24 protein-coding genes are annotated in these 23,357 nt (G+C 65.6%); 6 read left to right on the top strand and 18 right to left on the bottom strand.

The genetic code is table 11. The annotated features are described in order from the left end of the window. Positions 1–75 precede the first annotated feature (75 nt). From ripB to ACGFK1_RS23935, 3 genes are all read right to left on the bottom strand, one after another. Entirely contained in the window at positions 76–774 is a 699-nt protein-coding gene (gene ripB / locus ACGFK1_RS23945; RefSeq protein ID WP_393435159.1) for an NlpC/P60 family peptidoglycan endopeptidase RipB, read from the bottom strand. Continuing rightward, complete coding sequence (gene ripA, locus ACGFK1_RS23940) at positions 768–2,153, bottom strand: NlpC/P60 family peptidoglycan endopeptidase RipA (protein ID WP_393435156.1); 1,386 nt, start codon at positions 2,151–2,153, stop codon at positions 768–770. The genes ripB and ripA overlap by 7 nt, the downstream gene beginning before the upstream one ends. Positions 2,154–2,399: 246 nt before the next feature. Beyond that, positions 2,400–2,948, bottom strand: a complete 549-nt coding sequence (locus ACGFK1_RS23935; protein ID WP_393435153.1) for a DUF6676 family protein — start codon at positions 2,946–2,948, stop codon at positions 2,400–2,402. A gap of 161 nt (positions 2,949–3,109) precedes the next feature. Here ACGFK1_RS23935 and acnA point away from each other — a divergent pair, with 161 nt between their 5' ends. Together acnA and ACGFK1_RS23925 are read left to right on the top strand one after the other, a co-directional pair. Next, complete coding sequence (gene acnA, locus ACGFK1_RS23930) at positions 3,110–5,941, top strand: aconitate hydratase AcnA (RefSeq protein WP_393435150.1); 2,832 nt, start codon at positions 3,110–3,112, stop codon at positions 5,939–5,941. A gap of 8 nt (positions 5,942–5,949) precedes the next feature. Further along, positions 5,950–6,519: a TetR/AcrR family transcriptional regulator gene (locus tag ACGFK1_RS23925; RefSeq protein ID WP_393435147.1), complete on the top strand. Its 570-nt coding sequence runs from the start codon at positions 5,950–5,952 to the stop codon at positions 6,517–6,519. On the opposite strand, the gene ACGFK1_RS23920 is transcribed toward ACGFK1_RS23925, so the two are convergent. The 5 genes from ACGFK1_RS23920 to ACGFK1_RS23900 all read right to left on the bottom strand — a co-directional run bounded on the left by ACGFK1_RS23920 (position 6,516) and on the right by ACGFK1_RS23900 (position 10,561). Then, on the bottom strand, positions 6,516–6,710 hold the full coding sequence (locus ACGFK1_RS23920; protein ID WP_393435144.1) for a helix-turn-helix domain-containing protein: 195 nt from the start codon (positions 6,708–6,710) through the stop codon (positions 6,516–6,518). The two genes, ACGFK1_RS23925 and ACGFK1_RS23920, sit on opposite strands and share 4 nt — an antisense overlap. Before the next feature lie 125 nt (positions 6,711–6,835). Continuing rightward, positions 6,836–8,464 (bottom strand): ABC-F family ATP-binding cassette domain-containing protein, encoded by a 1,629-nt coding sequence (locus ACGFK1_RS23915; protein WP_393435141.1) that lies wholly within the window; start codon positions 8,462–8,464, stop codon positions 6,836–6,838. 160 nt (positions 8,465–8,624) lie between these two features. Further along, a complete protein-coding gene (locus tag ACGFK1_RS23910; protein ID WP_393435138.1) occupies positions 8,625–9,434 on the bottom strand; it encodes an enoyl-CoA hydratase in 810 nt (269 codons plus the stop codon). Between the two features lie 26 nt (positions 9,435–9,460). Further along, on the bottom strand, positions 9,461–9,826 hold the full coding sequence (trxA, locus tag ACGFK1_RS23905) for a thioredoxin (protein WP_393435136.1): 366 nt from the start codon (positions 9,824–9,826) through the stop codon (positions 9,461–9,463). A gap of 102 nt (positions 9,827–9,928) precedes the next feature. Further along, positions 9,929–10,561, bottom strand: a complete 633-nt coding sequence (locus ACGFK1_RS23900; RefSeq protein ID WP_393435133.1) for a hypothetical protein — start codon at positions 10,559–10,561, stop codon at positions 9,929–9,931. 116 nt (positions 10,562–10,677) lie between these two features. Here ACGFK1_RS23900 and ACGFK1_RS23895 point away from each other — a divergent pair, with 116 nt between their 5' ends. Continuing rightward, the gene (locus ACGFK1_RS23895; RefSeq protein ID WP_393435130.1) at positions 10,678–11,379 is read left to right on the top strand and encodes a polysaccharide deacetylase family protein; all 702 of its coding nucleotides are present in this window, start codon (positions 10,678–10,680) and stop codon (positions 11,377–11,379) included. On the opposite strand, the gene ACGFK1_RS23890 is transcribed toward ACGFK1_RS23895, so the two are convergent. The 10 genes from ACGFK1_RS23890 to ACGFK1_RS23845 form a co-directional block, all read right to left on the bottom strand. Further along, on the bottom strand, positions 11,372–12,253 hold the full coding sequence (locus ACGFK1_RS23890) for a GNAT family N-acetyltransferase (RefSeq protein ID WP_393435127.1): 882 nt from the start codon (positions 12,251–12,253) through the stop codon (positions 11,372–11,374). The two genes, ACGFK1_RS23895 and ACGFK1_RS23890, sit on opposite strands and share 8 nt — an antisense overlap. Before the next feature lie 320 nt (positions 12,254–12,573). Further along, on the bottom strand, positions 12,574–12,846 hold the full coding sequence (locus ACGFK1_RS23885) for a hypothetical protein (RefSeq protein ID WP_393435125.1): 273 nt from the start codon (positions 12,844–12,846) through the stop codon (positions 12,574–12,576). A 123-nt stretch (positions 12,847–12,969) separates the two neighbouring features. Beyond that, positions 12,970–13,548 (bottom strand): hypothetical protein, encoded by a 579-nt coding sequence (locus ACGFK1_RS23880; protein WP_393435122.1) that lies wholly within the window; start codon positions 13,546–13,548, stop codon positions 12,970–12,972. A 54-nt stretch (positions 13,549–13,602) separates the two neighbouring features. Then, positions 13,603–13,950, bottom strand: coding sequence for a metal-sulfur cluster assembly factor (locus ACGFK1_RS23875; RefSeq protein WP_067810395.1), 348 nt, complete (start codon positions 13,948–13,950; stop codon positions 13,603–13,605). Continuing rightward, a complete protein-coding gene (gene sufU, locus ACGFK1_RS23870) occupies positions 13,928–14,398 on the bottom strand; it encodes a Fe-S cluster assembly sulfur transfer protein SufU (RefSeq protein WP_393435119.1) in 471 nt (156 codons plus the stop codon). The genes ACGFK1_RS23875 and sufU overlap by 23 nt, the downstream gene beginning before the upstream one ends. Then, positions 14,395–15,630, bottom strand: a complete 1,236-nt coding sequence (locus tag ACGFK1_RS23865; RefSeq protein WP_393435116.1) for a cysteine desulfurase — start codon at positions 15,628–15,630, stop codon at positions 14,395–14,397. The genes sufU and ACGFK1_RS23865 overlap by 4 nt, the downstream gene beginning before the upstream one ends. 2 nt (positions 15,631–15,632) lie before the next feature. After that, complete coding sequence (sufC, locus tag ACGFK1_RS23860) at positions 15,633–16,400, bottom strand: Fe-S cluster assembly ATPase SufC (protein WP_393435113.1); 768 nt, start codon at positions 16,398–16,400, stop codon at positions 15,633–15,635. Next, a complete protein-coding gene (gene sufD / locus ACGFK1_RS23855; RefSeq protein ID WP_393435110.1) occupies positions 16,400–17,566 on the bottom strand; it encodes a Fe-S cluster assembly protein SufD in 1,167 nt (388 codons plus the stop codon). Before sufD ends, sufC begins: the two co-directional genes overlap by 1 nt. A 31-nt stretch (positions 17,567–17,597) precedes the next feature. After that, positions 17,598–19,043, bottom strand: coding sequence for a Fe-S cluster assembly protein SufB (gene sufB / locus ACGFK1_RS23850; RefSeq protein WP_393435107.1), 1,446 nt, complete (start codon positions 19,041–19,043; stop codon positions 17,598–17,600). Continuing rightward, entirely contained in the window at positions 19,040–19,864 is an 825-nt protein-coding gene (locus tag ACGFK1_RS23845; RefSeq protein ID WP_393435104.1) for a helix-turn-helix transcriptional regulator, read from the bottom strand. The genes sufB and ACGFK1_RS23845 overlap by 4 nt, the downstream gene beginning before the upstream one ends. 24 nt (positions 19,865–19,888) lie before the next feature. Between ACGFK1_RS23845 and mptB the strand changes: the two genes are divergently transcribed. Genes mptB through ACGFK1_RS23830 form a run of 3 tightly spaced genes read left to right on the top strand, consistent with a single transcriptional unit; the run spans position 19,889 to position 23,333 of the window. Beyond that, positions 19,889–21,601 (top strand): polyprenol phosphomannose-dependent alpha 1,6 mannosyltransferase MptB, encoded by a 1,713-nt coding sequence (gene mptB, locus ACGFK1_RS23840; protein WP_393435101.1) that lies wholly within the window; start codon positions 19,889–19,891, stop codon positions 21,599–21,601. A 47-nt stretch (positions 21,602–21,648) separates the two neighbouring features. Further along, on the top strand, positions 21,649–22,563 hold the full coding sequence (locus ACGFK1_RS23835; RefSeq protein WP_393435294.1) for an ABC transporter ATP-binding protein: 915 nt from the start codon (positions 21,649–21,651) through the stop codon (positions 22,561–22,563). Next, complete coding sequence (locus tag ACGFK1_RS23830) at positions 22,557–23,333, top strand: ABC transporter permease (RefSeq protein ID WP_393435291.1); 777 nt, start codon at positions 22,557–22,559, stop codon at positions 23,331–23,333. Before ACGFK1_RS23835 ends, ACGFK1_RS23830 begins: the two co-directional genes overlap by 7 nt. The last annotated feature ends 24 nt before the right edge of the window (positions 23,334–23,357 follow it).

Here is a 23,357-nt window from a genome sequence, read left to right as displayed (position 1 = left end):
TCGACGTTGCCTAGCGAAGTGTCGGCACACAGAACAGCATTCATCAGAAGTGCTCAGGTTCAACTCAGGACGCGCTCAGGAATCGATCATGCGGGACAGGTGGGGCGACATTCCGGCGGTGCGCACGGGGCTGACCGTGACGTGGCCTGCGGCACTGGACGCCTCGAGCATCTTGCCGCCGCCGAGGAAGATGGCGACGTGCTGGCTGCCGCCGGGCCCGTAGAAAATCAGGTCACCGCGCTTGGCCTGCGACGGCGGAATGGGGCGCCCGGTGTTGTACTGGTCGCCCGAATACTTGGGAATCTGCACGCCGACCCCGGCGAAGGCATAGCGGGTCAACCCCGAACAGTCATAGCCGATCTTGCCCGCGTCCTGGTCCACCCCGGCGCTCGGCCCGGTCAACGACCCGCCACCCCACGAGTACGGCACACCCATCTGCGAACCGGCGCGGCGGATCACGTACTCGATCGCCTGGGGGCCCCGCACCCTTCCACCGGCAGGCATGGCCGCGGCAGCAGGACTTCCGCCAAGACCGATGCTGGCCAGGAACTGCTGGCCGAGATTCTGGGTGGTCTGAATGGCCAACTGGCTCACCGAGAACGCCGCGTTCGCCGCTGCAACCGGATCGCCGGGCGCACCCGAACTGATGATCTTCGGAAGCGTCGGATCCCACTGCCCGTCGTCGGGCGCGGCCAGCGCGGGGACGGCAACGCCGAGAAGCAGCGCGAGGGAAACCAGTAGTCCAATTGTTAAGCGGCGCAGGAGAATCACCATTCGATCATTCGGGTCACGTAGGGCGTCATACCGCTGGTGCGCACCGGCGAGACCTTGACGACGGACCCCGTGTACGGGGCCTCGAGCATCTGGCCATCGCCCAGGTACATCGCCACGTGCTGACTGGCGTTGGGGCCGTAGAAGATCATGTCGCCCCTGCGCATCTGCGAGGACGGCACTTTGCGGCCCGCGTTGTACTGGGAACCGGAGTAGTGGTCGAGCTTGATGCCGACTCCGGCGAACATGTAGAGCATCAATCCGGAACAGTCGAAACCCACTGTGTTGGCGCCGGAGTCGATTCCGCGGCTGGCGCCCGCGGCGTTGCCGCCACCCCACGAATACGGCGTGCCTCGCACCGCAAGGCCGCGGTTGATCACGTATTCGGTGGCCTGCCTGCCGTACACGCGCGGAATCGCGCCGTTGGTGTAGCCACTCGGTGTCGGCAGCAGACCGATCGACTGCAGGAAGTTGCGTCCCATCTGCTGGGTCACCTGCGCCGACGTCGACATGTACCCGAGGATCGTGTTGATGATCGCGATCGGGTCACCGCTGACGAAGGCACTCGGAATCGCGGGCAGCGTGGGATCCCACACCGAGTCCCAATTGCCTGCCCCCGCACGCGCACCCGGCGCGCGATCCCAGTTGGCGTTCGCGTCACCGACCGCCGCCGCGGCCGGTTGGGCGGCCGGCTTTGCAGTCGCAGGCGCCGACCAGTTTCTGGCTTCGTCGAGTTTGGCTTGCGCGGCCGCGCGTTCGGCCGTCAACCGGTCAAGGTCGCCCTGCTGGGATTTGAACGTCTGCTGGGCGTTGGTCAACGCCGTCACCGCGTTCTGCTGACTGGCCTCGGCATCGGTCACGGCCTTGTCCGCGTTCTGCTTGGCCAGTCGCGCGGCCGATTCCTTGTTCACCTGTTCGGTGCGGGCCCGCTGCAGGTTCGTCATCACCTGCTGCGCGCTGACCGACAACGTCTGCCCGGCGGCCGCGGTGTTGATCATGTCGACCGGATCCGCAGCGGTCAGGTACGAGTTCGACGGCCCATTGACATACGTTGCGGCAGCGAAGGTGTCGAAACGCTGCTGCGCGGCCGTGATCGCGGTGTTGGCGTCCGCAACGCGCTGTGCGCTGGCATCCACTTCCCGCTGAGCGGCGGCGGCGTTGTCCCTCGCCGCCTGCACGTCGACGATCGCCTTGTTGACGCTTTCTTGCTGCGCCTGAATGGCGGCGCCGAGTTCCTGCAGCTTCTGGTTCGCGTTGGCGACCGCCGCCACGAGCGCACCGACGGAGTCGGGACTACCCGGTTGCGCGACGGCGAGGCCGGGGGTCGCGAGCAGCATGCCGATGGCAAGCGTGACCGCGCGGACCCGAGGGGTGCGTCTCATTCGGCTCGTGTCTCCTATGGCTCACACGCGAACGTGTCGGCACATTTTGCGTGGGCAGCTGTGTGCAGTCACAAAATTCACAACTGCAACATCTGCCACCGAATGCACGCTACGTCACATCTGACGCTAAGGAAACTTTAGTAACAAATTACAAGTCTGTAATTGAATTAAGCGTTATGCCGCTGTGACATTTCCATTTGCCGAACCGGGGTCAACGCGGCCGAAGGTGCGGCCTGTCGGGCGCGTTTACGCCTGCTCGCGCTTCGCTTTGACTTGCAGTACGCGGGTGCCGACAACCGCGGCAATCACGGCCAACACGACGACAATCGTGAATGGCGTCCAGGGAAAATGCGATGTCGTCAACTCGCTGACGAAATTCTTCGACGACTGCACGGCATCCGGTGTCTTCGCGACGTCCTGACCGGCCTCCAGAGTGACCCGGTCGTACACCGGGCTGTAGGTGCCCGCCCAGCCAGGGCTGATCACCAACACGGTGGAACCCGGATACGCCTTGCCCACCTCAGTGGCGATGTCCCGCAATGGGGTGTCGATCGGCGGACTCTGGTCGAGTACCACGATCTTCAGATCGATGCCCTTGTGTTTGGCATCGGCGACGACGTCGGCCAGGCCGGCCTTGTTCTGACTCGGCGATGCACTCACACCGTCGTCTCGGACGTCGGCGAGCACCAGATCCATACAGGCGTCGGGCGGAGTCGAGGCGTCCTTGCCCACCGTCGCGCACACCTGGGGTGGGATGTACGTCGGCGGAAACGGAATCACCTGCTGTCCGGTCACACGGGCACGGTACGCGATGAGTGGGTATGCGGGTGACAGCACGCACCCGTGAGGACGAGACTGGAAAGACCCCTCGGGGGCATTGCAGGACAAGCGTACTGTTAAAGTTGTGAGCGCCGACGACACAGCCCGTCGCGGCGGTATCCAAGCCGGGAGTTGATGTGAGCAGCAAAGATTCGGTTAATTCGTCCTTGAACTCTTTTGGTGCCCGCGACACGTTGGAGGTCGGGGACAAGAGCTATCAGATCTACCGCCTTGACGCGGTGCCCGGAACCGAGAAATTGCCGTACAGCCTCAAGGTGCTCGCCGAGAATCTGCTGCGCACCGAGGACGGCGCCAACATCACCAAGGACCACATCGAGGCGATCGCCAACTGGGATCCGTCCGCCGAGCCGAGCGTCGAGATCCAGTTCACCCCTGCTCGAGTGATCATGCAGGACTTCACCGGGGTGCCCTGCATCGTCGACCTGGCCACCATGCGTGAGGCGGTCGGTGATTTGGGCGGCGACCCGGAAAAGGTCAACCCGCTGGCGCCCGCCGACCTGGTCATCGACCATTCGGTGATCGCCGACCTGTTCGGCCGCGCGGACGCCTTCGAGCGCAACGTGGAGATCGAATACGAGCGCAACGGCGAGCGCTACCAGTTCCTGCGCTGGGGTCAGGGCGCGTTCAATGACTTCAAGGTGGTCCCGCCGGGCACCGGCATCGTGCACCAGGTCAACATCGAGTATCTGGCCAGTGTCGTGATGAACCGTGACGGTGTCGCCTATCCGGATACCTGCGTCGGCACCGACAGCCACACGACGATGGAGAACGGTCTCGGCGTGCTGGGCTGGGGCGTCGGCGGTATCGAGGCGGAGGCGGCCATGCTGGGTCAACCGGTGTCGATGCTCATCCCCCGTGTCGTCGGCTTCAAGCTGACCGGCGAACGACCCGCGGGCGTGACCGCCACCGACATCGTGCTCACCGTCACCGAGATGCTGCGCAAGCATGGCGTAGTCGGCAAGTTCGTCGAGTTCTACGGCGAGGGTGTGGCCGAGGTGCCACTGGCCAACCGCGCCACGCTCGGCAACATGAGCCCCGAATTCGGTTCTACCGCAGCGATTTTCCCGATCGACCAGGTCACCATCGACTATCTGAAGATGACGGGCCGCAACGAGGAGCAGCTGGCACTCGTCGAGGCGTATGCCAAGGAACAAGGAATGTGGCACGACCCGAAGCGGGAGCCGAAGTACTCCGAGTACATTGAGCTCGACCTGGGCGACGTGGTGGCATCGATCGCCGGGCCGAAGCGGCCGCAGGACCGCATCGCGCTTTCCGACGCAAAGTCCGCCTTCCGCAAGGACATTCACAACTACGTCGAAGACAACATGCCCACCGAGCACACCAAGCTCGATGAGGCCGTCGAGGAGACGTTCCCGGCCAGCGACCCGGCGTCCAGCCTGGCGTTCGCCGACGACGACGCCATCGTGCCGTCGGCCGCCGTCGGTGCCAACGGCAGGCCGACCAATCCGGTCGAGGTGAAATGCGAGGGCCGCGGCGAGTTCGTGCTCGACCACGGCGCGGTGGTGATCGCGGCGATCACGTCGTGCACCAACACCTCCAACCCCGAGGTGATGCTCGGTGCGGCGCTGTTGGCCAAGAAGGCGGTCGAGAAGGGCCTTACCTCCAAGCCGTGGGTGAAGACCACGATGGCGCCCGGTTCGCAGGTCGTCACCGACTACTACGACAAAGCAGGGCTATGGCCGTACCTGGAGAAGCTCGGCTTCTATCTGGTCGGCTACGGCTGCACGACGTGCATCGGCAACTCGGGCCCGCTGCCCGATGAGATCAGCAAGGCGATCAACGACTGCGACCTCTCGGTCAGCGCGGTGCTGTCGGGTAATCGCAACTTCGAGGGCCGCATCAATCCCGACGTGAAGATGAATTACCTCGCGTCGCCTCCGCTGGTCATCGCCTACGCGCTGGCGGGCACGATGGACTTCGACTTCGAGAGCGAGCCGCTCGGTAAGGACACTGATGGCAACGAGGTGTTCCTGAAGGACATCTGGCCGTCGCAGAAGGACATCAACGACACGATCGCCTCGGCGATCAACACAGAGATGTTCACCAAGAACTACGCGGACGTGTTCAAGGGCGACGACCGGTGGCGCAATCTGCCCACTCCGAGCGGCAACACCTTCGAGTGGGCCGACGATTCGACGTACGTGCGCAAGCCTCCGTACTTCGACGGGATGCCCGCGGAGCCCGAGCCGGTGACCGACATCAAGGGCGCCAGGGTGCTTGCGCTGCTGGGCGATTCGGTGACCACCGACCACATCTCCCCCGCCGGCAGCATCAAGCCCGGCACGCCTGCCGCGCAGTACCTCGACGAGCACGGGGTCGACAAGAAGGACTACAACTCGTACGGTTCGCGGCGCGGTAATCACGAGGTGATGATCCGCGGCACGTTCGCCAACATCCGGTTGCGCAACCAGCTGCTCGACGACGTCTCCGGCGGCTACACCCGTGACTTCACCAACGGCGGCGAGCAGGCGTTCATCTACGACGCCGCACAAAACTATGCGGCGCAGGACATCCCGCTGGTGGTCCTCGGCGGGAAGGAGTACGGGTCGGGTTCGTCACGCGACTGGGCGGCCAAGGGAACCAGCCTGCTGGGCGTGCGCGCGGTCATCGCCGAGTCGTTCGAGCGCATCCACCGTTCGAACCTCATCGGCATGGGTGTCATTCCGTTGCAGTTCCCCGAAGGCGAGTCGGCGGCGTCGCTGAAGTTGGACGGCACCGAGACGTTCGACATCACCGGCATCGAGGCGCTCAACGACGGGGAGGGCAAAGGCAAGACGCCGAAGACGGTGCATGTGAAGGCCACCAAGGAGGACGGCAACGCAGTCGAGTTCGACGCGGTGGTGCGCATCGACACGCCCGGCGAGGCCGATTACTACCGCAACGGCGGCATCCTGCAGTACGTGCTGCGCGGCATGCTGAAGTCGTAAGCGCTCACATGCCGCGGGTGACCGAAGACCATCTGGCGGCGCGCCGTCGCCAGATCCTCGACGGAGCCAGGCGCTGCTTCGCGGAGTACGGCTATGACAAGGCGACCGTGCGGCGGCTCGAGCAGACGATCGGGCTGTCGCGCGGCGCCATCTTCCATCACTTCCGCGACAAGGACACGTTGTTCTTCGAGTTGGCCCGCGAGGACGCGGAACGGATGGCCGACGTCGCGTCCCGCGAGGGCCTCATTCAAGTGATGCGTGACATGCTGGCCGCGCCCGACCAGTTCGACTGGCTGGCCACCCGGTTGGAGATCGCGCGCAAGTTGCGCAACGACCCGGCGTTCAACCGCGGTTGGTCCGAGCGGTCCGCCGAATTGTCGGCGGCCACCACAGCGAGGTTGCGCAGACAGAAGCAAGCGGGACGGCTACGTGACGACGTCCCGAGCGCGGTTCTGCAGACGTACCTGGACCTGGTGCTCGACGGACTTGTCGCGCGACTGGCTTCCGGGGACGACCCCGAAAGGCTCAGCGCCGTACTGGACCTCGTCGAGGCGTCAGTCCGGCAGCAACCGTCCTAGCTCGCTTTGCGGCTCCGATGGTTGGGGCCGCCACGGCTACGCATCGTCGTGCCCGACTCGCGCAGCATGCTGTGAATGGACCCGTACGAGCGACCGGTGGTGGCCACCAACGAACGAATGCTCGCGCCCCCCTCGTAAGCGCTGCGCAACTCGTCCAGCACTTGCTCCCGGGACTTGTTCATTTTCTTCATCGACATCTCCCCGCTGTGGATGCCCCGACGCATACCCAGCGTAGGAAGGCTTCACACACAGCGGGCGAAATTGGTGAAACGGTTCGCAATTCGACCACCAGAAGCGGCCGAGCAGCGCGGTACTGCTACGCCAACTCGATCAGGTCGCGATACTCGTCGGACCAGAAGTCCTCGGTGCCGTCGGGCAGCAGCACCACTCGTTGCGGGTCGAGCGCTTCGGCGGCACCGGGATCGTGCGTCACCAACACCACCGCGCCGGCGTAGCTGCGCAACGCGTCAAGCACTTGCTCGCGCGATGCGGGGTCGAGGTTGTTGGTCGGTTCGTCGAGCAGAAGCACATTCGCGGTCGACGCCACGAGGCCCGCCAGCGCGAGCCGCGTCTTCTCACCACCGGACAACGTACCCGCGGGCTGGTCAAGCTGCGCACCGCTGAACATGAACGCGCCCAACAGACCCCGCAGATCCTGTTCACCCGTGTCGGGTGCGGCGTGGCGGATGTTCTCCCACACCGTCGCCATGTTGTCGAGCGTGTCGTGCTCCTGCGCAAAGTAGCCGATCTTCATTCCATGGCCGGGTTCCAGCGCACCCGAGTCCGGCGTCTCGACGCCGGCCAGCAGCCGCAGCAGCGTGGTCTTGCCCGCGCCGTTCAGGCCGAGCACCACGACACGCGAGCCGCGATCTATCGCGAGGTCCACGCCGGTGAACACCTCGAGTGAGCCGTAATTCTTCGTCAGGCCTTTCGCGACCAGCGGGGTGCGGCCACACGGTGCGGGCGTCGGGAACTTGATCCTGGCTACCTTGTCGGCCACCCGTTCCTCGTCGAGGGCGGCCATCATCCGGTCGGCACGCCGCAGCATGTTCTGTGCGGCAACGGCTTTGGTGGCTTTGGCGCCCATCTTGGCGGCCTGGCTCCGCAGGGCTGAAGCCTTGCGTTCGGCGTTGGCGCGCTCACGGCGGCGACGCTGTTCATCGGTCGCGCGCGCGTCGAGGTACTTCTGCCAGCCCATGTTGTAGACGTCGACCTCGCCGCGGACGGCGTCGAGGAACCACACCCGGTTGACGACGTCGGCGAGCAGTTCGACGTTGTGGCTGATCACCACGAGCCCGCCGGTGTGCCCACGCAGGAAGTCACGCAGCCAGCCAAGCGAGTCGGCATCGAGGTGGTTGGTCGGCTCGTCGAGCAACAGCGTGGTATCCGAGCCCGAACCTGTGTCGCTCGCCGCGAACAGGATTCTGGACAGCTCGACGCGGCGGCGCTGCCCGCCGGACAGCGTGCGAAGTGGTTGCGTGAGAACACGTTCCGGCAGGCCGAGGCTGGCGCAGATTCGGCCCGCCTCGCTTTCGGCGGCGTACCCGCCGAGCGCGGCGAACCGTTCCTCCAGTTGGCCGTAGCGGCGCACCGCACGGTCGCGGGTGGCGTCGTCGGCCACCTCGGCCATCAACGCCTGCTGCTTCTCGAGGTCGGCAAGCAAAGTGTCAAGGCCGCGTGCGGAAAGCACCCGATCACGGGCCAGCACCTCGAGGTTGCCCTCCTTGGGATCCTGTGGCAGGTAGCCGATTTCCCCGCTGCGGGCGATCGTGCCCGCGTACGGTTCGCCCTCGCCCGCCAGGATGCGCATGGTCGTGGTCTTGCCCGCGCCATTTCGGCCGACGAGCCCGATCCGGTCACCGGGTTGCACCCGCAACGCCGTGCCGTCGGTGGACAGCAGCGTGCGCGCGCCGGCACGGACCTCCAGGTCCGTCGCGGTGATCATCGGCGCCACTCCTCCTCATCGCTCCGCGATGCATCGTCGCTTCGCGAGGCACCGTCGCTCCGCGATGCATCGTCGCCGGCGGTGATCATCGGCGCCACTCCTCCTCATCGCTCCGCGATGCATCGTCGCCGGCGGTGATCATGCGCTGCTGCTCCCCTACTTACTTGTCGTCGGTGAAAACCGGCGCCCGATTCTCGGCGCGCGCCGCGACGGCTTCTTCGAAGTTGCCGGTGAGCAAACGGACGAAGAGCTGTCCCAGGCCCTCGGCCTGCATGTGCCCCTCCAGGCTAGCGGCGTCCAGTCCACTCCAAAGTGTGCGCTTGGTCAACTCGATTCCCGGCCGCGAGAATGCCGCGATCTTCTCCCCCAATTGGTAGCAAACGTCGAGCAGTTCGTCGTCGCCGACGGTTCGAGACACCAGCCCGATACGCTCGGCCTCGTCGGCGTGAACGTCGCGTCCGGTCAGCATCAGTTCGAAAGCCCTCGACGTGCCGATCGCGCGCGGCAGCAGATACGAGAGCCCGAGTTCGCTGGCGGTAAGGCCGTTGTTGATGCCCGCAGCGCGGAAATACGCCCCGGCACCTGCGACTCGAATGTCGCAGGCAAGTGCCAGACACAACCCCCCGCCGATCGCCGCGCCATTCACTGCGGCGATCACCGGCTGGTGCATTTTGCGCAGTGCCAGAATCACGTCGTCGAGGACCTCCATCGACCGGAGCGCGAACGTCGGCCGGGTCAGCCCGTCGATATGGGGAACGGAACCGGCCGATTTGTGATCGGCACCCGACGAGAACCCTCGACCCGCACCTGTGAGCACGATCACCCGGGTGTCGTTGTCATAGGTCAGCTCGTCGAGCGCCTTCTTGAGCGGAACCATGACGTCGAACGCCATCGAGTTCATCCGCTCCGGCCGGTTGAGTGTGACCAGTGCGACGTGCGGGCGCGGCTTATCTACTAGGACGAAGTTCACCCGTGCACGCTATCGCGCGCACTGTTTCAGTTTGCTTCGTCGTTGTTTTGCGCGGCGATCGCGGCGTCGATGTCGAACTCTTTGACCCGCTGCACCAATTCCTCGAGTGCGGCAGGAGGAAGCGCACCTGGCTGGTTGAACACCAGCTTGCCCTTCTTGAACGCCATCAGCGTCGGGATCGACCGGATATCCGCAGCAGCGGCGAGCTGCTGCTCGGCCTCGGTGTCGACCTTCGCGTACACCACATCCGGGTGCTCCTCGGACGACGCGGCGAAGGTCGGCGCGAACGCCCGACACGGGCCACACCAGGACGCCCAGAAATCCACCAGCACGATTTCGTTGTCGTTGATGGTGTCGTTGAACTGTTCGGCGGTGATGTCTCGCGTAGTCACGATGTTCCTAACGCTGGGGTAAATCTGGATGTTCCCACGATATGGGCGGTGCAAACGACTCGATGTCGATCAGCGGAAGTCCGCTCAGCGTCGTCGGTCGCATCACAACTCCATCTGGCCGCGCCGGAAAAACTCGGCGATATGCGCTGTGAGCGTGTCGACGTCGTGCGCGGGGTCGAGCGGGTAGACCGCCCCGAACGGCGCGTTCCAGAACGGACCTGTGCGCTGGGTCCACGGACTGACATAGGCGTACGGCGTCGGGTGGTAATCGTCGCCCACGGACACGCCGTAGTTGACCTCGTCGTCGGTGGCGGCCACATCGAAGTGTTCGGGCCAGAGCACCGGATGCCGGTCGGGTAAGACGGTTTTGATCGCGTGCCCGCCCGCGTAGTGACTCCGGCAGATCCAGCCGGCCGCATGGCCGTCGATGTCGAGGACCGCGTCTGCGGGCAGGGCGTCGACGATCTCGTACGCCCCGTCGGGCGGCGCGGCATGTACGCCCGCAGCCTTCGCCAGCGCGTCGACCCGGCCGGCGAGCGCGGCCGCACCGTTGGGCCAGACCAACTCAGCGCCGCGCACGGAAAGCGGAATCGCCACACCGGCGAAACCGTCGGGACGCACCGCTAGCCGGATGGTGCCCGCAGCACGATACTGCGGCCCGGCGATCAGGCTCTCCGCGATTCCACGCAACTGCCGGCGGGTTTCGACGTAGACCTTGCCGAAACCGTCAGACATAGTGACCCCTCTCGGCCGTGTCGTACCAAAATCTCGCCTCAACGCTACAGCCGGTTCTCAGCAAACGAGAAGCAAAGGCGCAGAAGCGAACTGGCTGACCGGTTTACGATCTACACGTGGGGGTTGACCGGCGTACGGTGTTGGCCGCGGTCGCCACAGGGGTGGCCGCCGCGATCATCCGGCCACCAATGGCGCGCGCCGCCGGGGCGCCCGTTGGGGTGGTGATGCGGTTGCCCGGTAACGGCAATCAGATGGCATTGACCGTCGACGACGGGGCGAACAGCGCGGTCGTCGCCGCTTTCGGTCAATTTTGCCGCGACACCGGAACCCGGCTGACCTTCTTCGTCAATGGCGCGAACCCTTCGTGGACCGACAACGCCGCCGCGCTGCGCCCGATGGTGGATTCGGGTCAGATCCAGGTGGGCAACCACACCTGGTCGCATCCCTACCTCAACCGCATCAGCCTGGCGGCGGTCCGTGACCAGATCCAGCGCAACGCCGACTTCCTGCGCAGCACCTTCGGCGTCGACGGCACTCCGTACTTCCGGCCGCCCTATGGTGTGCATACCGCCGACACCGACCGGGTGGCCGCGGACCTCGGCTACCCGACGATCACGCTGTGGAGCGGCACCATCGGCGACTCGCTGCCCGAGACCGCAGCCAACCTGATCGCAAGCGCAGCGCAATCATTCGCGCCGCAGCAGATCATCCTCGCGCATGCAAACCTGCCGACAGTCACGCGTTGCTTCACCCAACTCAGTCAGCTGATCGCGAGCCGCAACCTGCAGACCGTCACGCTCAACGACGCGTTCAGCTGAGCGGCTTCTCGAACCAGTGATGGGCGTACGGCTCGTCGTTGAACGGTTCGACCTCGCGGTAGCCGGAGGTCTCGTACATCCGGATGGCTTCCGGCAGCTCGTTGCGAGTCTCGAGGCGCATCAGACGAACACCTTCGGCTCGCGCACGGGCCTCCAACTCGTAGAGCAGGCGGCGGCCCAGCCCGAGACCGCGGACAGCGGGCGCCACCCACATCCGCTTGACCAGGCCGACGGCGTCAGGGTGGAAGATCAACGCGCCGCAACCGACCGGCTGGCCGTGTATGGAGGCGACGAGTAAAAGCCCTGCGGGCGGCGTCATTTCGGCGTCGGCAACCGGGCTGACGGCCGGGTCGTATCCGTCGCTGAACCGGACCGCGAGTTCGGCGTAATAGGTCTGCAGGCAGTGCCTGGCGTCGCGGTGGCGCGGATCGCACTGGTGAACTTCGACCGTGGATGCGGTCAGCAGACGCTCGACTTCCGCCATGGCGGTGACGAGTTTTGCGCGCTGCCCGTCGTTGAGGGGTTGCAGAATCGCCGCTGCCGCGTCGTTGGACCGTCGGTCCAGCGCGGCGAGTTCACGACGCCCAGCAGCGGTGAGTCGGGCGATCCGGATGCGGCCGTCGGCCGGGCTGGGTTCGACGACCACGTGGCCCGCGGCCTCCAGCGCGCGCAGCAGGCGGCTGACGTAACCGGAGTCGAGGTCGAGGCGTTCCCGCAGGGACCGGACGTCGCATCCGTCGACGCCGATCTCCCACAGCAGCCGGTTCTGGCCAAGTGAGCGGTCACTGGCCAGGAAATTCTCGTTGAGCACTCCAATCCGCTGTGTGACGGTGCGGTTGAATCGCCTGACCTGTGCGACCATCTCCGTCGTCATTTCTCTGACCTTAGTCAGAGACCTCTCGGATGGCCACAGCCTTTTCGCACCGCCTCCCGAGGTCGGCACAAGACCGGCCGTCGATCGTGACAGTCATGCGATACGCCGTATGCGCCCTTGTCGCTGTCATTGTGTTGGCGGTGGCGGGCTGCGGTTCGTCGACGGACGGGGCCGCATCTGCCACCTCGTCTGCACCACCACCGACCTCGGCCCCGGCCGCAAAAGCCAAAGATCACGTCGCAGGGATGGTTTCGTCATTGTCCGGCACCGCAATTCAGGTCATACAGCAAAACGGCGGTACGACAGTCGATTTCACCACCTCAACCAAGATCTGGTCGATATCTCGCGGACAACTGTCCGATGTCTCGGCGGGCGGGTGCGTCATCGTCCGCCCGACACCCGACACCCGACAGCGACACCGGCAGCGGCACGGTGACCGCGGCGGCCGTGCAGATCATCGCATCGTCGAACGGCGGCCAGTGTCCAGATCCGCGCGGACATCGGCGGGTGGCCGGCGCGGTCGCCACCATATCCGGCGACACTTTCACGTTCGCGGCGACCGGCACCGCGGCACAGATGTCGGTGTCGGTCACGGACATGACCCGATACGTGAAGCGTCTGGCTGCGGACGCTCAGGCGATCAGCCCGGGGTGAGTGCTTGTCCGCCATTGGAACCAAGGACAGCGCCGGGGCGTTGCAGGCATCATCGATCACGGTCAGGCCTGCGCGGCAGGGTTCGTGCCCTGCTCCGCGAGGATGACCCTGGCGGCCTCGGCCGCGCGGCCGCCGTTGGCGAGCAACTCGTCTCGCCGTTTGGGCCACCAGAACATCTCGACCGACAGCGCCACCAGGTAGATGAAGGACGCAATCGCGTTTCCCCATGAGCCGTTGACGGCGTCCCACGCTGTCAGTGCCACCGCGACCACCAGAACGAGCGGCAGCACCCATCGGAACGCGCGCGCCTGCTCGGCCGCTTTGCGCATGCCGACGCTGTAGTCGATGACCGGCTGGGCCAGCAACGCGTCGACGGTGCGCTCCCCGCCGCGCGCGGTGCGTACCACAGTCACCCGATCCTCACCCGAGAGTTGCTCGGCGCCAGGCCAATAACGCGCCATCCGGCGGGGCAGCCAGATGGCGTAGATCAGCCCGATGACGACGAAGCCGATGATCGCGGCCAGCAGCATTCCCGAGTCGATCCACGACATCACGGCCAACATCAGGCCGACTCCGCCGCCGAGGATCATCGCCCGGCGGAAGTAACCGCCTCGCCAAACGAAAGCAGGGACCGTGACCACGGGTCGATTGTGACCGGCAGAGCGGCCGCCGAAGAGCGGATCGACGCGATCAGGTCAGACGGTGAAACCCAGCGCCCGCAACTGTTCGCGACCGTCCTCGGTGATCTTGTCCGGACCCCACGGCGGATTCCACACCCAGTTGATCCTGATCTCATCGACAAGTCCGGCACCGACCAGCGCCGTGCGCGACTGATCCTCGATCACATCGGTCAGCGGGCAGGCCGCCGACGTCAGCGTCATGTCGATCAACGCGACGTTGCCTTGTTCGCCCTTCTCGACATTCAGGTCGTACACGAGGCCGAGGTCGACGACGTTGATGCCGAGTTCGGGATCGACGACGTCGCGCATCGCCTCCTCGAGGTCGGCGAGCAGTTCGTCGTTAGGCACTGCAGTGTCGCTCATCCGCGGTCTCCTCACTGGCTTGCGCAAGCGCGTCCTTGAAAGCCATCCAACCCAGCAGGGCGCATTTCACCCGGGCCGGGTACTTCGCGACACCGGCGAATGCGATGCCGTCTCCGATTACCTCTTCGTCGCCCTCGACCGTGCCGCGCGAGGACACCATCTCGGTGAACGCCGCTACGGTCTTCATGGCATCGCCGACGCTCTGCCCGATCACCTGGTCAGTCAGCACGGAGGTGGAGGCCTGGCTTATGGAACAACCCTGGCCGTCGTACGAAATGTCGGTCACGGTGTCGCCGTCGTCGCTCAGCGTCACCCGCAACCGGACCTCGTCACCGCACGTGGGGTTGACCTGAAAGGACTCCGCGTTGAAGGGATCCCGTAGCCCGCGATGATGCGGTCGCTTGTAGTGATCGAGGATCACTTCCTGATACATCTGCTCGAGTCTCATGCGAAGAACTCCACGGCGCGCTTCACGCCTGCCACCAAACGGTCGACCTCGTCGAGGGTGTTGTAGACGGCGAACGACGCGCGCGCAGTCGCAGCGATGCCGAACCGGCGATGCAGCGGCCATGCGCAGTGGTGGCCGACCCTCACCGCGACACCGTCGTCGTCGAGCACCTGACCGACATCGTGGGCGTGCACACCGTCGAGCACGAAAGACACCGGCGAGCCTCGGTTCTCGAGGGATGTGGGCCCGATGATCCGCACCCCGTCGATGCCGGACAGGCCGGCCAGGGCAGCAGCCACCAACTCGTGCTCATGTGCCTCGACGGCCGCCATCCCGATGTCGTGCAGATACCTGGCCGCGGCGGCCAATCCGACGACCTGCGACGTCATCGGGGTGCCTGCTTCGAACCGTTGCGGCGCAGGCGCGTAGGTGGTCTGCTCCATCGTCACGGTCTCGATCATCGAACCGCCGGTGATGAACGGCGGCATCGCGTCGAGCAATTCGCCACGGCCGTACAGCACGCCGATGCCGTTGGGACCCAGCATCTTGTGCCCGGAAAACGCGCCGAAGTCGACTCCGAGTGCGTGGAAGTCCACCGGTTGGTGCGGCACCGACTGGCACGCGTCGAGCAACGTCAGCGCACCGACCGCTTTGGCCCTGGCGACCAGGTCGCTCACCGGTGCCATGGCGCCGGTGACATTCGAATGATGACTGAAGACAACCACTTTCACACGGTCGTCAAGCACAAGCGAATCGAGGTCGATGCGGCCGTCGTCGGTGACCGAGTACCACTTCAGGGTCGCGCCGGTTCGCCGCGCCAGTTCCTGCCATGGAATCAGGTTCGCGTGGTGCTCCAACTCGGTGGTGACGATGACGTCGCCAGGTCCTACCGCGTACTCGAATCGGTTGTCGCCCAGCACGTAGGCAATTAGGTTGATTGCCTCGGTGGCGTTCTTGGTGAACACCAATTCGTCGGGCGCGGCGCCGACAAACGCCGCGATGTCGGTGCGGCCCTGCTCGTAGGCGTCGGTGGCCTCTTCCATCAGTTGGTGGGCGCCGCGATGCACCGCGCCGTTCGACGTGGTCAGGAAATCACGTTCGGCGTCCAGCACCTGCACCGGGCGCTGAGACGTCGCACCGGAGTCCAAATACGCCAACTGGCTTCCGCCGCGCATCACCCGCTTCAAAATCGGGAAGTCAGCCCGGATCCTGGCGGTGTCCACAGCGGTCATTGTCAGGCTCCGACCGCCTGGGTGAAGCGCACGTACCCGTTCTCTTCGAGTTCATCCGCAAGTTCCGGCCCGCCGGACTCGACAATGCGTCCGCCGACGAAGACGTGCACGAACTGCGGCCGGATGTATCGAAGAATGCGGGTGTAGTGGGTGATCAGCAGCACGCCACCGTTCTCGGCTTCGGCGTAGCGATTGACGCCCTCGCTCACGACGCGCAGCGCGTCGACGTCGAGGCCGGAGTCGGTCTCGTCGAGAATCGCGATCTTGGGCTTCAGCAGCGACAGCTGAAGGATCTCGTGGCGCTTCTTCTCGCCACCCGAAAAGCCTTCATTGACACTGCGTTCCGAGAACGACGGGTCGATGTCGAGACCCTCCATCGCGGCCTTGACCTCTTTGACCCAGTGCCTCAGCTTCGGCGCTTCGCCGCGGACCGCGGTCGCCGCGGTGCGCAGGAAGTTCGACATCGACACACCAGGCACCTCGACCGGGTACTGCATCGCGAGGAACAAGCCCGCGCGGGCCCGCTCGTCCACGCTCATCTCCAGAACATCCTGGCCGTCGAGCGTGATCGAACCGGACGTGACCGTGTACTTCGGATGCCCGGCGATCGCATACGACAAGGTGGACTTGCCGGAACCGTTGGGCCCCATCAACGCGTGCGTCTCCCCCGAATTCACGGTGAGGTCGACGCCCTTGAGGATCGGGATATCTGTCCCGTCTTCCGCGGAGACGACGCTGACGTGCAGGTCCTTGATTTCCAGTGTGGTCATTACGCAGTGATTCCTTCGGTTAGCTCAAGTTCGTGTTCGATGGCCGCGGTGAGGCGTTCGCGCACTGCGGGCACGGCGATCTTGGCGATGATCTCGCCGAAGAAGCCGCGCACCACCAGGCGTCGGGCCTGGTCCTCGGGGATGCCGCGGGCCTGCAGATAAAACAGTTGCTCATCGTCGAAACGCCCGGTGGCACTCGCGTGTCCGGCGCCGACGATCTCACCGGTCTCGATCTCCAGGTTCGGCACCGAGTCGGCGCGGGCGCCGTCGGTGAGTACGAGGTTGCGGTTGGTCTCGAAGGTGTCGGTACCGGTGGCCTCTGCGCGGATCAACACGTCGCCGATCCATACCGTGTGTGCGTCGGGCTTCTTCGAGTCCGGATCACCTTGCAGCGCACCCTTGTACGTGACGTGCGAGCGGCAATTCGGCTGCGCATGGTCGACCAGCAGTCGCGATTCGAAGTGCTGGCCGTCGTCGGCGAAGTACAGGCCGAGCAACTCGGCGTCGCCGCCTGGCGCACAGAACCGCGTTCTGGCAGTCAACCGCACCAGGTCACCGCCCAGCGTCACCGCGACGTGGCGCAGCACCGCATCTCTGCCGAGCGACGCGTGATGGGTGCTGACGTGCACCGCATCGTCGGCCCAGTCTGCGATGGAAACGACCGTCAACCTCGCGGCGTCGCCGACGACGAATTCGACGTTGTCGGCGTAGGTTCCGCTGCCGCGCTGGTCGATGACCACCACCGCATCGGCGAGTTCGCCGAGCCGGATCTGCAGATGCCCGTACGCAGTCGCGCCTTCGCCGGGGCCGGTCACGGTGATCTCGATCGGTTCCTCGACAACTCCGTCGACCGTGACCAGTGTCGCCTGGTTGAACGACGAGAATGCCTGCGCGGCAACCCGGTCGGCCGGCACGCCGGCCTGGCCGAGCCGTTCGTCGCCGCGGCGCACAACCTCCGTCGTCACGCCGGGACGCTCGGTGACGTCGATGGTGGCGGCTCCGGTCGCGGCGGCCGAGCCGTCGTGCAGCCCGCGCAGCCGCCGCAGTGGGGTGAACCGCCAGATCTCGTCGCGGCCGTGCGGCACCTCGAAGGCGTCGACATCGAACGACGAGAACAGCTCTCCCTTGTTGATTCCCTCGACAGCTGTTGTCAGGTCCTGTCCCACTAGATTTCTTCCCGTCGCTTTGCTCGCCCCACTAGCCGACCGCGCCTTCCATCTGCAGCTCGATCAGCCGGTTGAGCTCCAGCGCATACTCCATCGGCAGTTCCTTGGCGATCGGCTCGACGAAGCCGCGCACCACCATGGCCATCGCCTCGTCCTCGGTCATGCCGCGGCTCATCAGGTAGAACAGCTGGTCCTCGCTGACCTTCGACACCGTGGCCTCGTGACCCATCGTGACGTCATCCTCGCGGATGTCGACATACGGGTAGGTGTCGCTGCGGCTGATCGTATCCACCAGCAGCGCATCGCATTTCACGCTCGAGCGGGAACCGTGTGCGCCCTTGTTGACCTGGACCAGGCCACGGTAGGACGCGCGACCGCCTGCCCGGGCCACCGACTTGGACACGATGTTGCTCGACGTGTTGGGCGCGAGGTGCAGCATCTTGGCGCCGGTGTCCTGGTGTTGCCCCTCACCCGCGAACGCCACCGACAACACCTCGCCCTTGGCGTGCTCGCCGGTCATCCACACCGCCGGGTACTTCATGGTGACCTTGGAGCCGATGTTGCCGTCGACCCACTCCATGGTGGCGCCTGCCTCGGCCCGGGCTCGCTTGGTGACCAGGTTGTAGACGTTGTTCGACCAGTTCTGGATCGTCGTGTAGCGGCACCGGCCACCCGGCTTGACAATGATCTCGACGACCGCGGAGTGCAGTGAATCGCTCTTGTAGATCGGTGCGGTACAGCCTTCGACGTAGTGCACATAGGCGCCTTCGTCGACGATGATCAGCGTCCGCTCGAACTGGCCCATGTTCTCGGTGTTGATCCGGAAGTAGGCCTGCAGCGGGATGTCGACGTGCACACCGGGCGGCACGTAGATGAATGAACCGCCCGACCACACAGCGGTATTCAGGGCGGAGAACTTGTTGTCGCCTGCCGGGATCACGGTACCGAAGTACTGCTTGAAGACCTCCGGATGTTCCTTGAGCGCGGTGTCGGTGTCGAGGAAGATCACGCCGAGCGCTTCGAGATCCTCGCGGATCTGGTGGTAGACCACCTCGGACTCGTACTGCGCGGCAACGCCGGACACCAGGCGCTGCTTTTCCGCCTCGGGGATGCCGAGCTTGTCGTAGGTGTTGCGGATGTCCTCGGGCAGGTCATCCCATGTCGCGGCCTGCTTCTCGGTGGAGCGCACGAAGTACTTGATGTTGTCGAAGTCGATGCCCTCGAGGTTCGAGCCCCAATGCGGCATCGGCTTCTTGTCGAATGTGCGCAGCGCGCGTAGCCGGGTCTCGAGCATCCATTCCGGCTCGTTCTTCTTGGCCGAGATGTCGCGCACCACCGCTTCGGACAGCCCGCGCTGCGCGCTGGCGCCCGCCTCGTCGGAGTCCACCCAGCCGTAGCCGTACCGGCTCAGCGAGGCGATGGCCTCATCCTGGCTGAGCGGTTCGCCCACCTTGTGGACCTCGGGGGTGGTCGTCATGTCGACGCTCCTTGCTTGCTCGTGGTTTTTCCGACGCGGGCTGTGCGCCGGACCGATCTTGGCTTCTCTGGTGTCAGCGGGACGTGAGTGGTGCAAGCGCAGTCGCCGTTGACGATGGTCGCCAGCCGCTGCACGTGGGTGCCCAGGATCTCGGCGAACGCCTCCCGCTCCGTCTCGCACAGCTCGGGAAACTCCTCCGCGACGTGCGATACCGGGCAGTGGTGCTGACACAGCTGGATACCGTGGATCGGCCCCTCCACCGGCGTCACCGACGTCACTGTCGTCACGTAACCGGCGTCGGTCAGCGCCGTCGCGACCCTGTTCGCCTTCGTCTCAACGTCATCAGGGCCGTCGGTTACTCCCGACAGGATGCTGTCGATCCTGCGGCGCGCGAACGTACGGACGGCGTCGTCGCCGCCCAACTCGCGCAATTGGCGGATCGCGGCGACAGCGAGATCGTCGTAGGTGTGCTCGAGCTTCGCCCTGCCCTGGGCCGTGAGCCGGTACCGCTTGGCAGGCCTGCCACGTCCGTGGTGCTGCCAGGCCGCGGCCGCACTGGACTGCGCGTCGCCCGCCTCCATCAGGGCGTCCAGATGTCTGCGTACACCGGCGGCGGAGATGCCGAGACGGTCGCCGATCTCACCGGCGGTGATGGGTCCGGATTCCAGCAAAAGCTGGACGATCGCGCCACGCGTGCGGCCATCGCTGGATGTCGCCGCCGTCGCGGCTCCGTCAGCTTCTGGACCGAATTTCACAACACTATTGTGACGGAATTCCGAAACCCGGTAAAGCAAGGGTCCCCTTACGGTGACGGGAACCATACCGGTGGCGGTTACGCTGCTGGGATGGCGTGGCGCCTGCGGTCTCTCAGCACGTCGATTGCCGGATGGCACGGCGACGAACGCGCTGTCGGCTCCCCGCTCAACGACGCCGAGTTGATCGCCTTCCGGCGGACCCGGCTGTTCGGGGCCACCGGCACGGTGTTGATGGCGATCGGTGCCCTCGGCGTCGGTGCTCGACCCGTGGTGCAGGATCCGACGTTCGGGGTTCGGCTGCTGAACCTGCCGTCGCGCATCCAGACGGTGTCGTTGACGATGACCACCACGGGCGCCGTGATGATGGCGTTGGCCTGGCTGATGCTCGGTCGCTTCACCCTCGGCGACCGGCGGATGACGCGAAGTCAACTCGACCGCACCCTGCTGCTGTGGGTGCTGCCGCTGCTCATCGCGCCGCCGATGTACAGCAGGGACGTGTATTCGTATCTGGCGCAGAGCGAGATCTCGTTGCAGGGCCTCGACCCGTATCGCGTCGGACCCGCACCGGGGCTCGGCCTCGACCACGTGTTCACGCTGTCGGTGCCCAACATGTGGCGAGACACCCCTGCGCCCTACGGGCCGCTGTTCCTGTGGATCGGTCAGGGCATCTCGGCGCTGACGGGCGAGAACATCGTCGAGGCGGTGCTGTGTCATCGGCTCGTGGTGCTGCTCGGCGTCGGCATGATCGTCTGGGCCGTGCCACGGCTGGCCCGCCGCTGCGGCGTCGCCGAAGTGAGCGCGCTGTGGCTCGGTGCCGCCAATCCGCTGCTGATCATGCATCTGGTCGCGGGCATCCACAACGAGGCGCTGATGCTCGGCTTGATGCTGGCGGGTACGGAGTACGCGTTGCGCGGCGTAAACGCGATCAACCCGCTGCTGCCGAAACCGTGGGCATGGCCCCGCGACCACGACGGCTGGGCCCGGTGGCTGCCAATGGCGAACCTTCTGGTCGGCATCGTGCTGATCACCCTGTCGTCACAGGTGAAGTTGCCCTCACTGCTGGCACTCGGCTTCGTCGCGATGGCGCTGGCCTGCCGTTGGGGCGGCACCGTCAAGGCGTTCCTGATCGCGGGCGGATCCCTCACCGCGGTCTCGGTGGCCGTGATGGCGTTGATCGGCTGGGCCAGCGGACTGGGCTTCGGCTGGCTGTTCACCCTCGGCACCGCCAACGTGGTCCGCAGTTGGATGTCGCTGCCGACCCTGTTGGCGCTTGGCACCGGCCAGGTCGGGATCCTGCTCGGTCTCGGCGACCACACGACCGCAGTGCTCGGCCTGACCCGTGCGATCGGCGTGTTCACGATCGCGATCGTCGTCAGCTTCCTGCTGCTCGCCGTGCTGCGCGGCAGACTTCATCCGGTCGGCGGACTCGGCGTCGCCCTCGGCATGACCGTGCTGCTGTTCCCGGTGGTGCAGCCGTGGTACGTGCTGTGGGCGGTGATCCCGCTCGCCGCATGGGCCACCCGGCCGCCGTTCCGCACCGCCACCATCGTCGTCACCCTTGTCGTCGGCATCTTCGGTCCGACGGCCAACGGTGACCGCTTCACCCTGTTCCAGATCCTGCTCGCGGTCATCGCGAGCACGCTGATCGTCGTCATCCTCATCGGCATCACCTACTACCGCCTGCCGTGGCGAAAGCTCCCCGACGCGGGCCCCGCGCCGGTGCCACGACCAACCGACATCGTCGAACCGGCAATACCGGCAGCGCAGCTTGCCAAGCCCGGCGCTTACGCTGAATCCCCGTGACCTCCGAGTCCAGTGCCGTTGGCTCCCCGCGCGAGCGCTCGTCGGCCGTGCCCGTGCGTCTGCGCGGTGTGATCAAGCGGTACGGATCGACGACGGCTGTGTCCGAACTCGATCTCGACGTACACGCTGCCGAGGTGCTTGCCCTGCTGGGACCCAACGGCGCGGGCAAGACCACCACGATCGAGATGTGCGAAGGCTTTCTCAAGCCCGACGCAGGCAGCATCGAGATTCTCGGGCTGGATCCCGTCGCCGACAACGCGCGGGTACGCGAGCGCATCGGCGTGATGCTGCAGGGCGGTGGCGGCTATCCCGCCGCAAGGGCGGGCGAGATGCTGAACTTGGTCGCGTCGTACGCGGCCAACCCGCTGGATACGAAGTGGCTGATGGACACGCTCGGCCTGACCGAAGCGGCACGCACCACCTACCGACGGCTTTCCGGCGGACAACAGCAGCGACTGGCCCTGGCGTGCGCGGTGGTAGGCCGCCCCGAACTGGTGTTCCTCGACGAGCCCACCGCAGGCATGGACGCGCACGCGCGAATCGTGGTGTGGGAGTTGATCAACGGCCTGCGCCGCGACGGCGTCACCGTGGTGCTGACCACACATCAGCTGACCGAGGCAGAGGAACTGGCCGACCGGATCGTGATCATCGACCACGGCGTCGCGGTGGCCACCGGCACACCCGCGGAGTTGATGCGCAGCGGCGCCGAGAACCAGTTGCGGTTCCGCGCGCCGCGGATGCTCGACCTTTCGCTGCTGATCTCGGCGCTGCCAGAAAGCTACAAGGCCGCGGAGACCTCCCCTGGTGAGTACCTGGTCGAGGGCCACATCGATCCTCAGGTGCTTGCCACCGTCACCGCATGGTGCGCGCGGCTGGACGTACTCGCCACCGACATGCGCGTCGAGCAGCGCAGCCTCGAGGACGTCTTCCTCGACCTGACCGGAAGGGAGCTGCGATCGTGACCAATCTGTTTGCACCAGGCACGTTTTCGCCTGACCCCCGGCCCGCGACCGTGCAGAAGATGCTGGCCGCGCAGTTCGGCCTCGAACTCAAGCTGTTGCTGCGCAACGGCGAACAACTGCTGCTCACCATGTTCATCCCGATCACCCTCTTGATCGGGCTGACGCTACTGCCGCTCGGCTCGTTCGGGCCGAACCGGGCAGCCACCTTCGTACCGGCGATCATGGCGCTGGCGGTCATCTCGACGGCGTTCACCGGACAGGCCATCGCGGTCGCGTTCGACCGGCGCTACGGGGCGCTCAAACGGCTGGGCGCCACGGCGCTGCCGGTGTGGGGCATCATCGCAGGCAAGTCGCTGGCCGTGGTCACCGTGGTGTTTCTGCAGTCAATCCTGTTGGGCGCCATCGGGTTCGCGCTCGGCTGGCGGCCGCACATTTTGGGCTTGGCGCTTGGCGCGGTGATCATCGCGCTCGGCACCGCGGGATTCGCGGCACTCGGTCTGCTGCTCGGCGGCACACTCAAAGCGGAGATCGTGCTGGCCATCGCCAACCTGTTGTGGTTCATCTTCGCCGGATTGGGTGCGTTGACGCTTGAAGGTGGGATGGTGCCGCACGGCGTGCAGTGGGTGGCCCGGTTGACGCCATCAGGCGCGTTGACCGAAGCATTGTCGCAAGCGATGGCGCTGTCGGTGGACTGGTTCGGCATCGCCGTGCTCGCGGCGTGGGGCGCTGCGGCAGGGCTGTGCGCGCTGCGCTGGTTCCGCTTCACCTGAGCTCGCGAAATGCACCTTTTGCAG

This window comes from Mycobacterium sp. NPDC048908 (assembly GCF_043197955.1).
Classification (GTDB): Bacteria; Actinomycetota; Actinomycetes; order Mycobacteriales; family Mycobacteriaceae; genus Mycobacterium.
This window is presented reverse-complemented; position numbering and strand designations above follow the sequence as displayed.

What these genes read in the sequence shown, in the direction of transcription:
- ACGFK1_RS23865 (WP_393435116.1), bottom strand. Translation starts at nt 15,630, where the DNA reads ATGACCGCTGTGGACACCGCCAGGATCCGGGCTGACTTCCCGATTTTG.
- ACGFK1_RS23915 (WP_393435141.1), bottom strand. Translation starts at nt 8,464, where the DNA reads ATGATCACCGCGACGGACCTGGAGGTCCGTGCCGGCGCGCGCACGCTG.
- ACGFK1_RS23875 (WP_067810395.1), bottom strand. Translation starts at nt 13,950, where the DNA reads ATGAGCGACACTGCAGTGCCTAACGACGAACTGCTCGCCGACCTCGAG.
- sufC (WP_393435113.1), bottom strand. Translation starts at nt 16,400, where the DNA reads ATGACCACACTGGAAATCAAGGACCTGCACGTCAGCGTCGTCTCCGCG.
- ripA (WP_393435156.1), bottom strand. Translation starts at nt 2,153, where the DNA reads ATGAGACGCACCCCTCGGGTCCGCGCGGTCACGCTTGCCATCGGCATG.
- mptB (WP_393435101.1), top strand. Translation starts at nt 19,889, where the DNA reads ATGGCGTGGCGCCTGCGGTCTCTCAGCACGTCGATTGCCGGATGGCAC.
- sufB (WP_393435107.1), bottom strand. Translation starts at nt 19,043, where the DNA reads ATGACGACCACCCCCGAGGTCCACAAGGTGGGCGAACCGCTCAGCCAG.
- ACGFK1_RS23845 (WP_393435104.1), bottom strand. Translation starts at nt 19,864, where the DNA reads ATGGTTCCCGTCACCGTAAGGGGACCCTTGCTTTACCGGGTTTCGGAA.
- ACGFK1_RS23890 (WP_393435127.1), bottom strand. Translation starts at nt 12,253, where the DNA reads ATGACGACGGAGATGGTCGCACAGGTCAGGCGATTCAACCGCACCGTC.
- ACGFK1_RS23925 (WP_393435147.1), top strand. Translation starts at nt 5,950, where the DNA reads ATGCCGCGGGTGACCGAAGACCATCTGGCGGCGCGCCGTCGCCAGATC.
- sufU (WP_393435119.1), bottom strand. Translation starts at nt 14,398, where the DNA reads ATGAGACTCGAGCAGATGTATCAGGAAGTGATCCTCGATCACTACAAG.
- ACGFK1_RS23920 (WP_393435144.1), bottom strand. Translation starts at nt 6,710, where the DNA reads ATGAAGAAAATGAACAAGTCCCGGGAGCAAGTGCTGGACGAGTTGCGC.
- ACGFK1_RS23900 (WP_393435133.1), bottom strand. Translation starts at nt 10,561, where the DNA reads ATGTCTGACGGTTTCGGCAAGGTCTACGTCGAAACCCGCCGGCAGTTG.
- ripB (WP_393435159.1), bottom strand. Translation starts at nt 774, where the DNA reads ATGGTGATTCTCCTGCGCCGCTTAACAATTGGACTACTGGTTTCCCTC.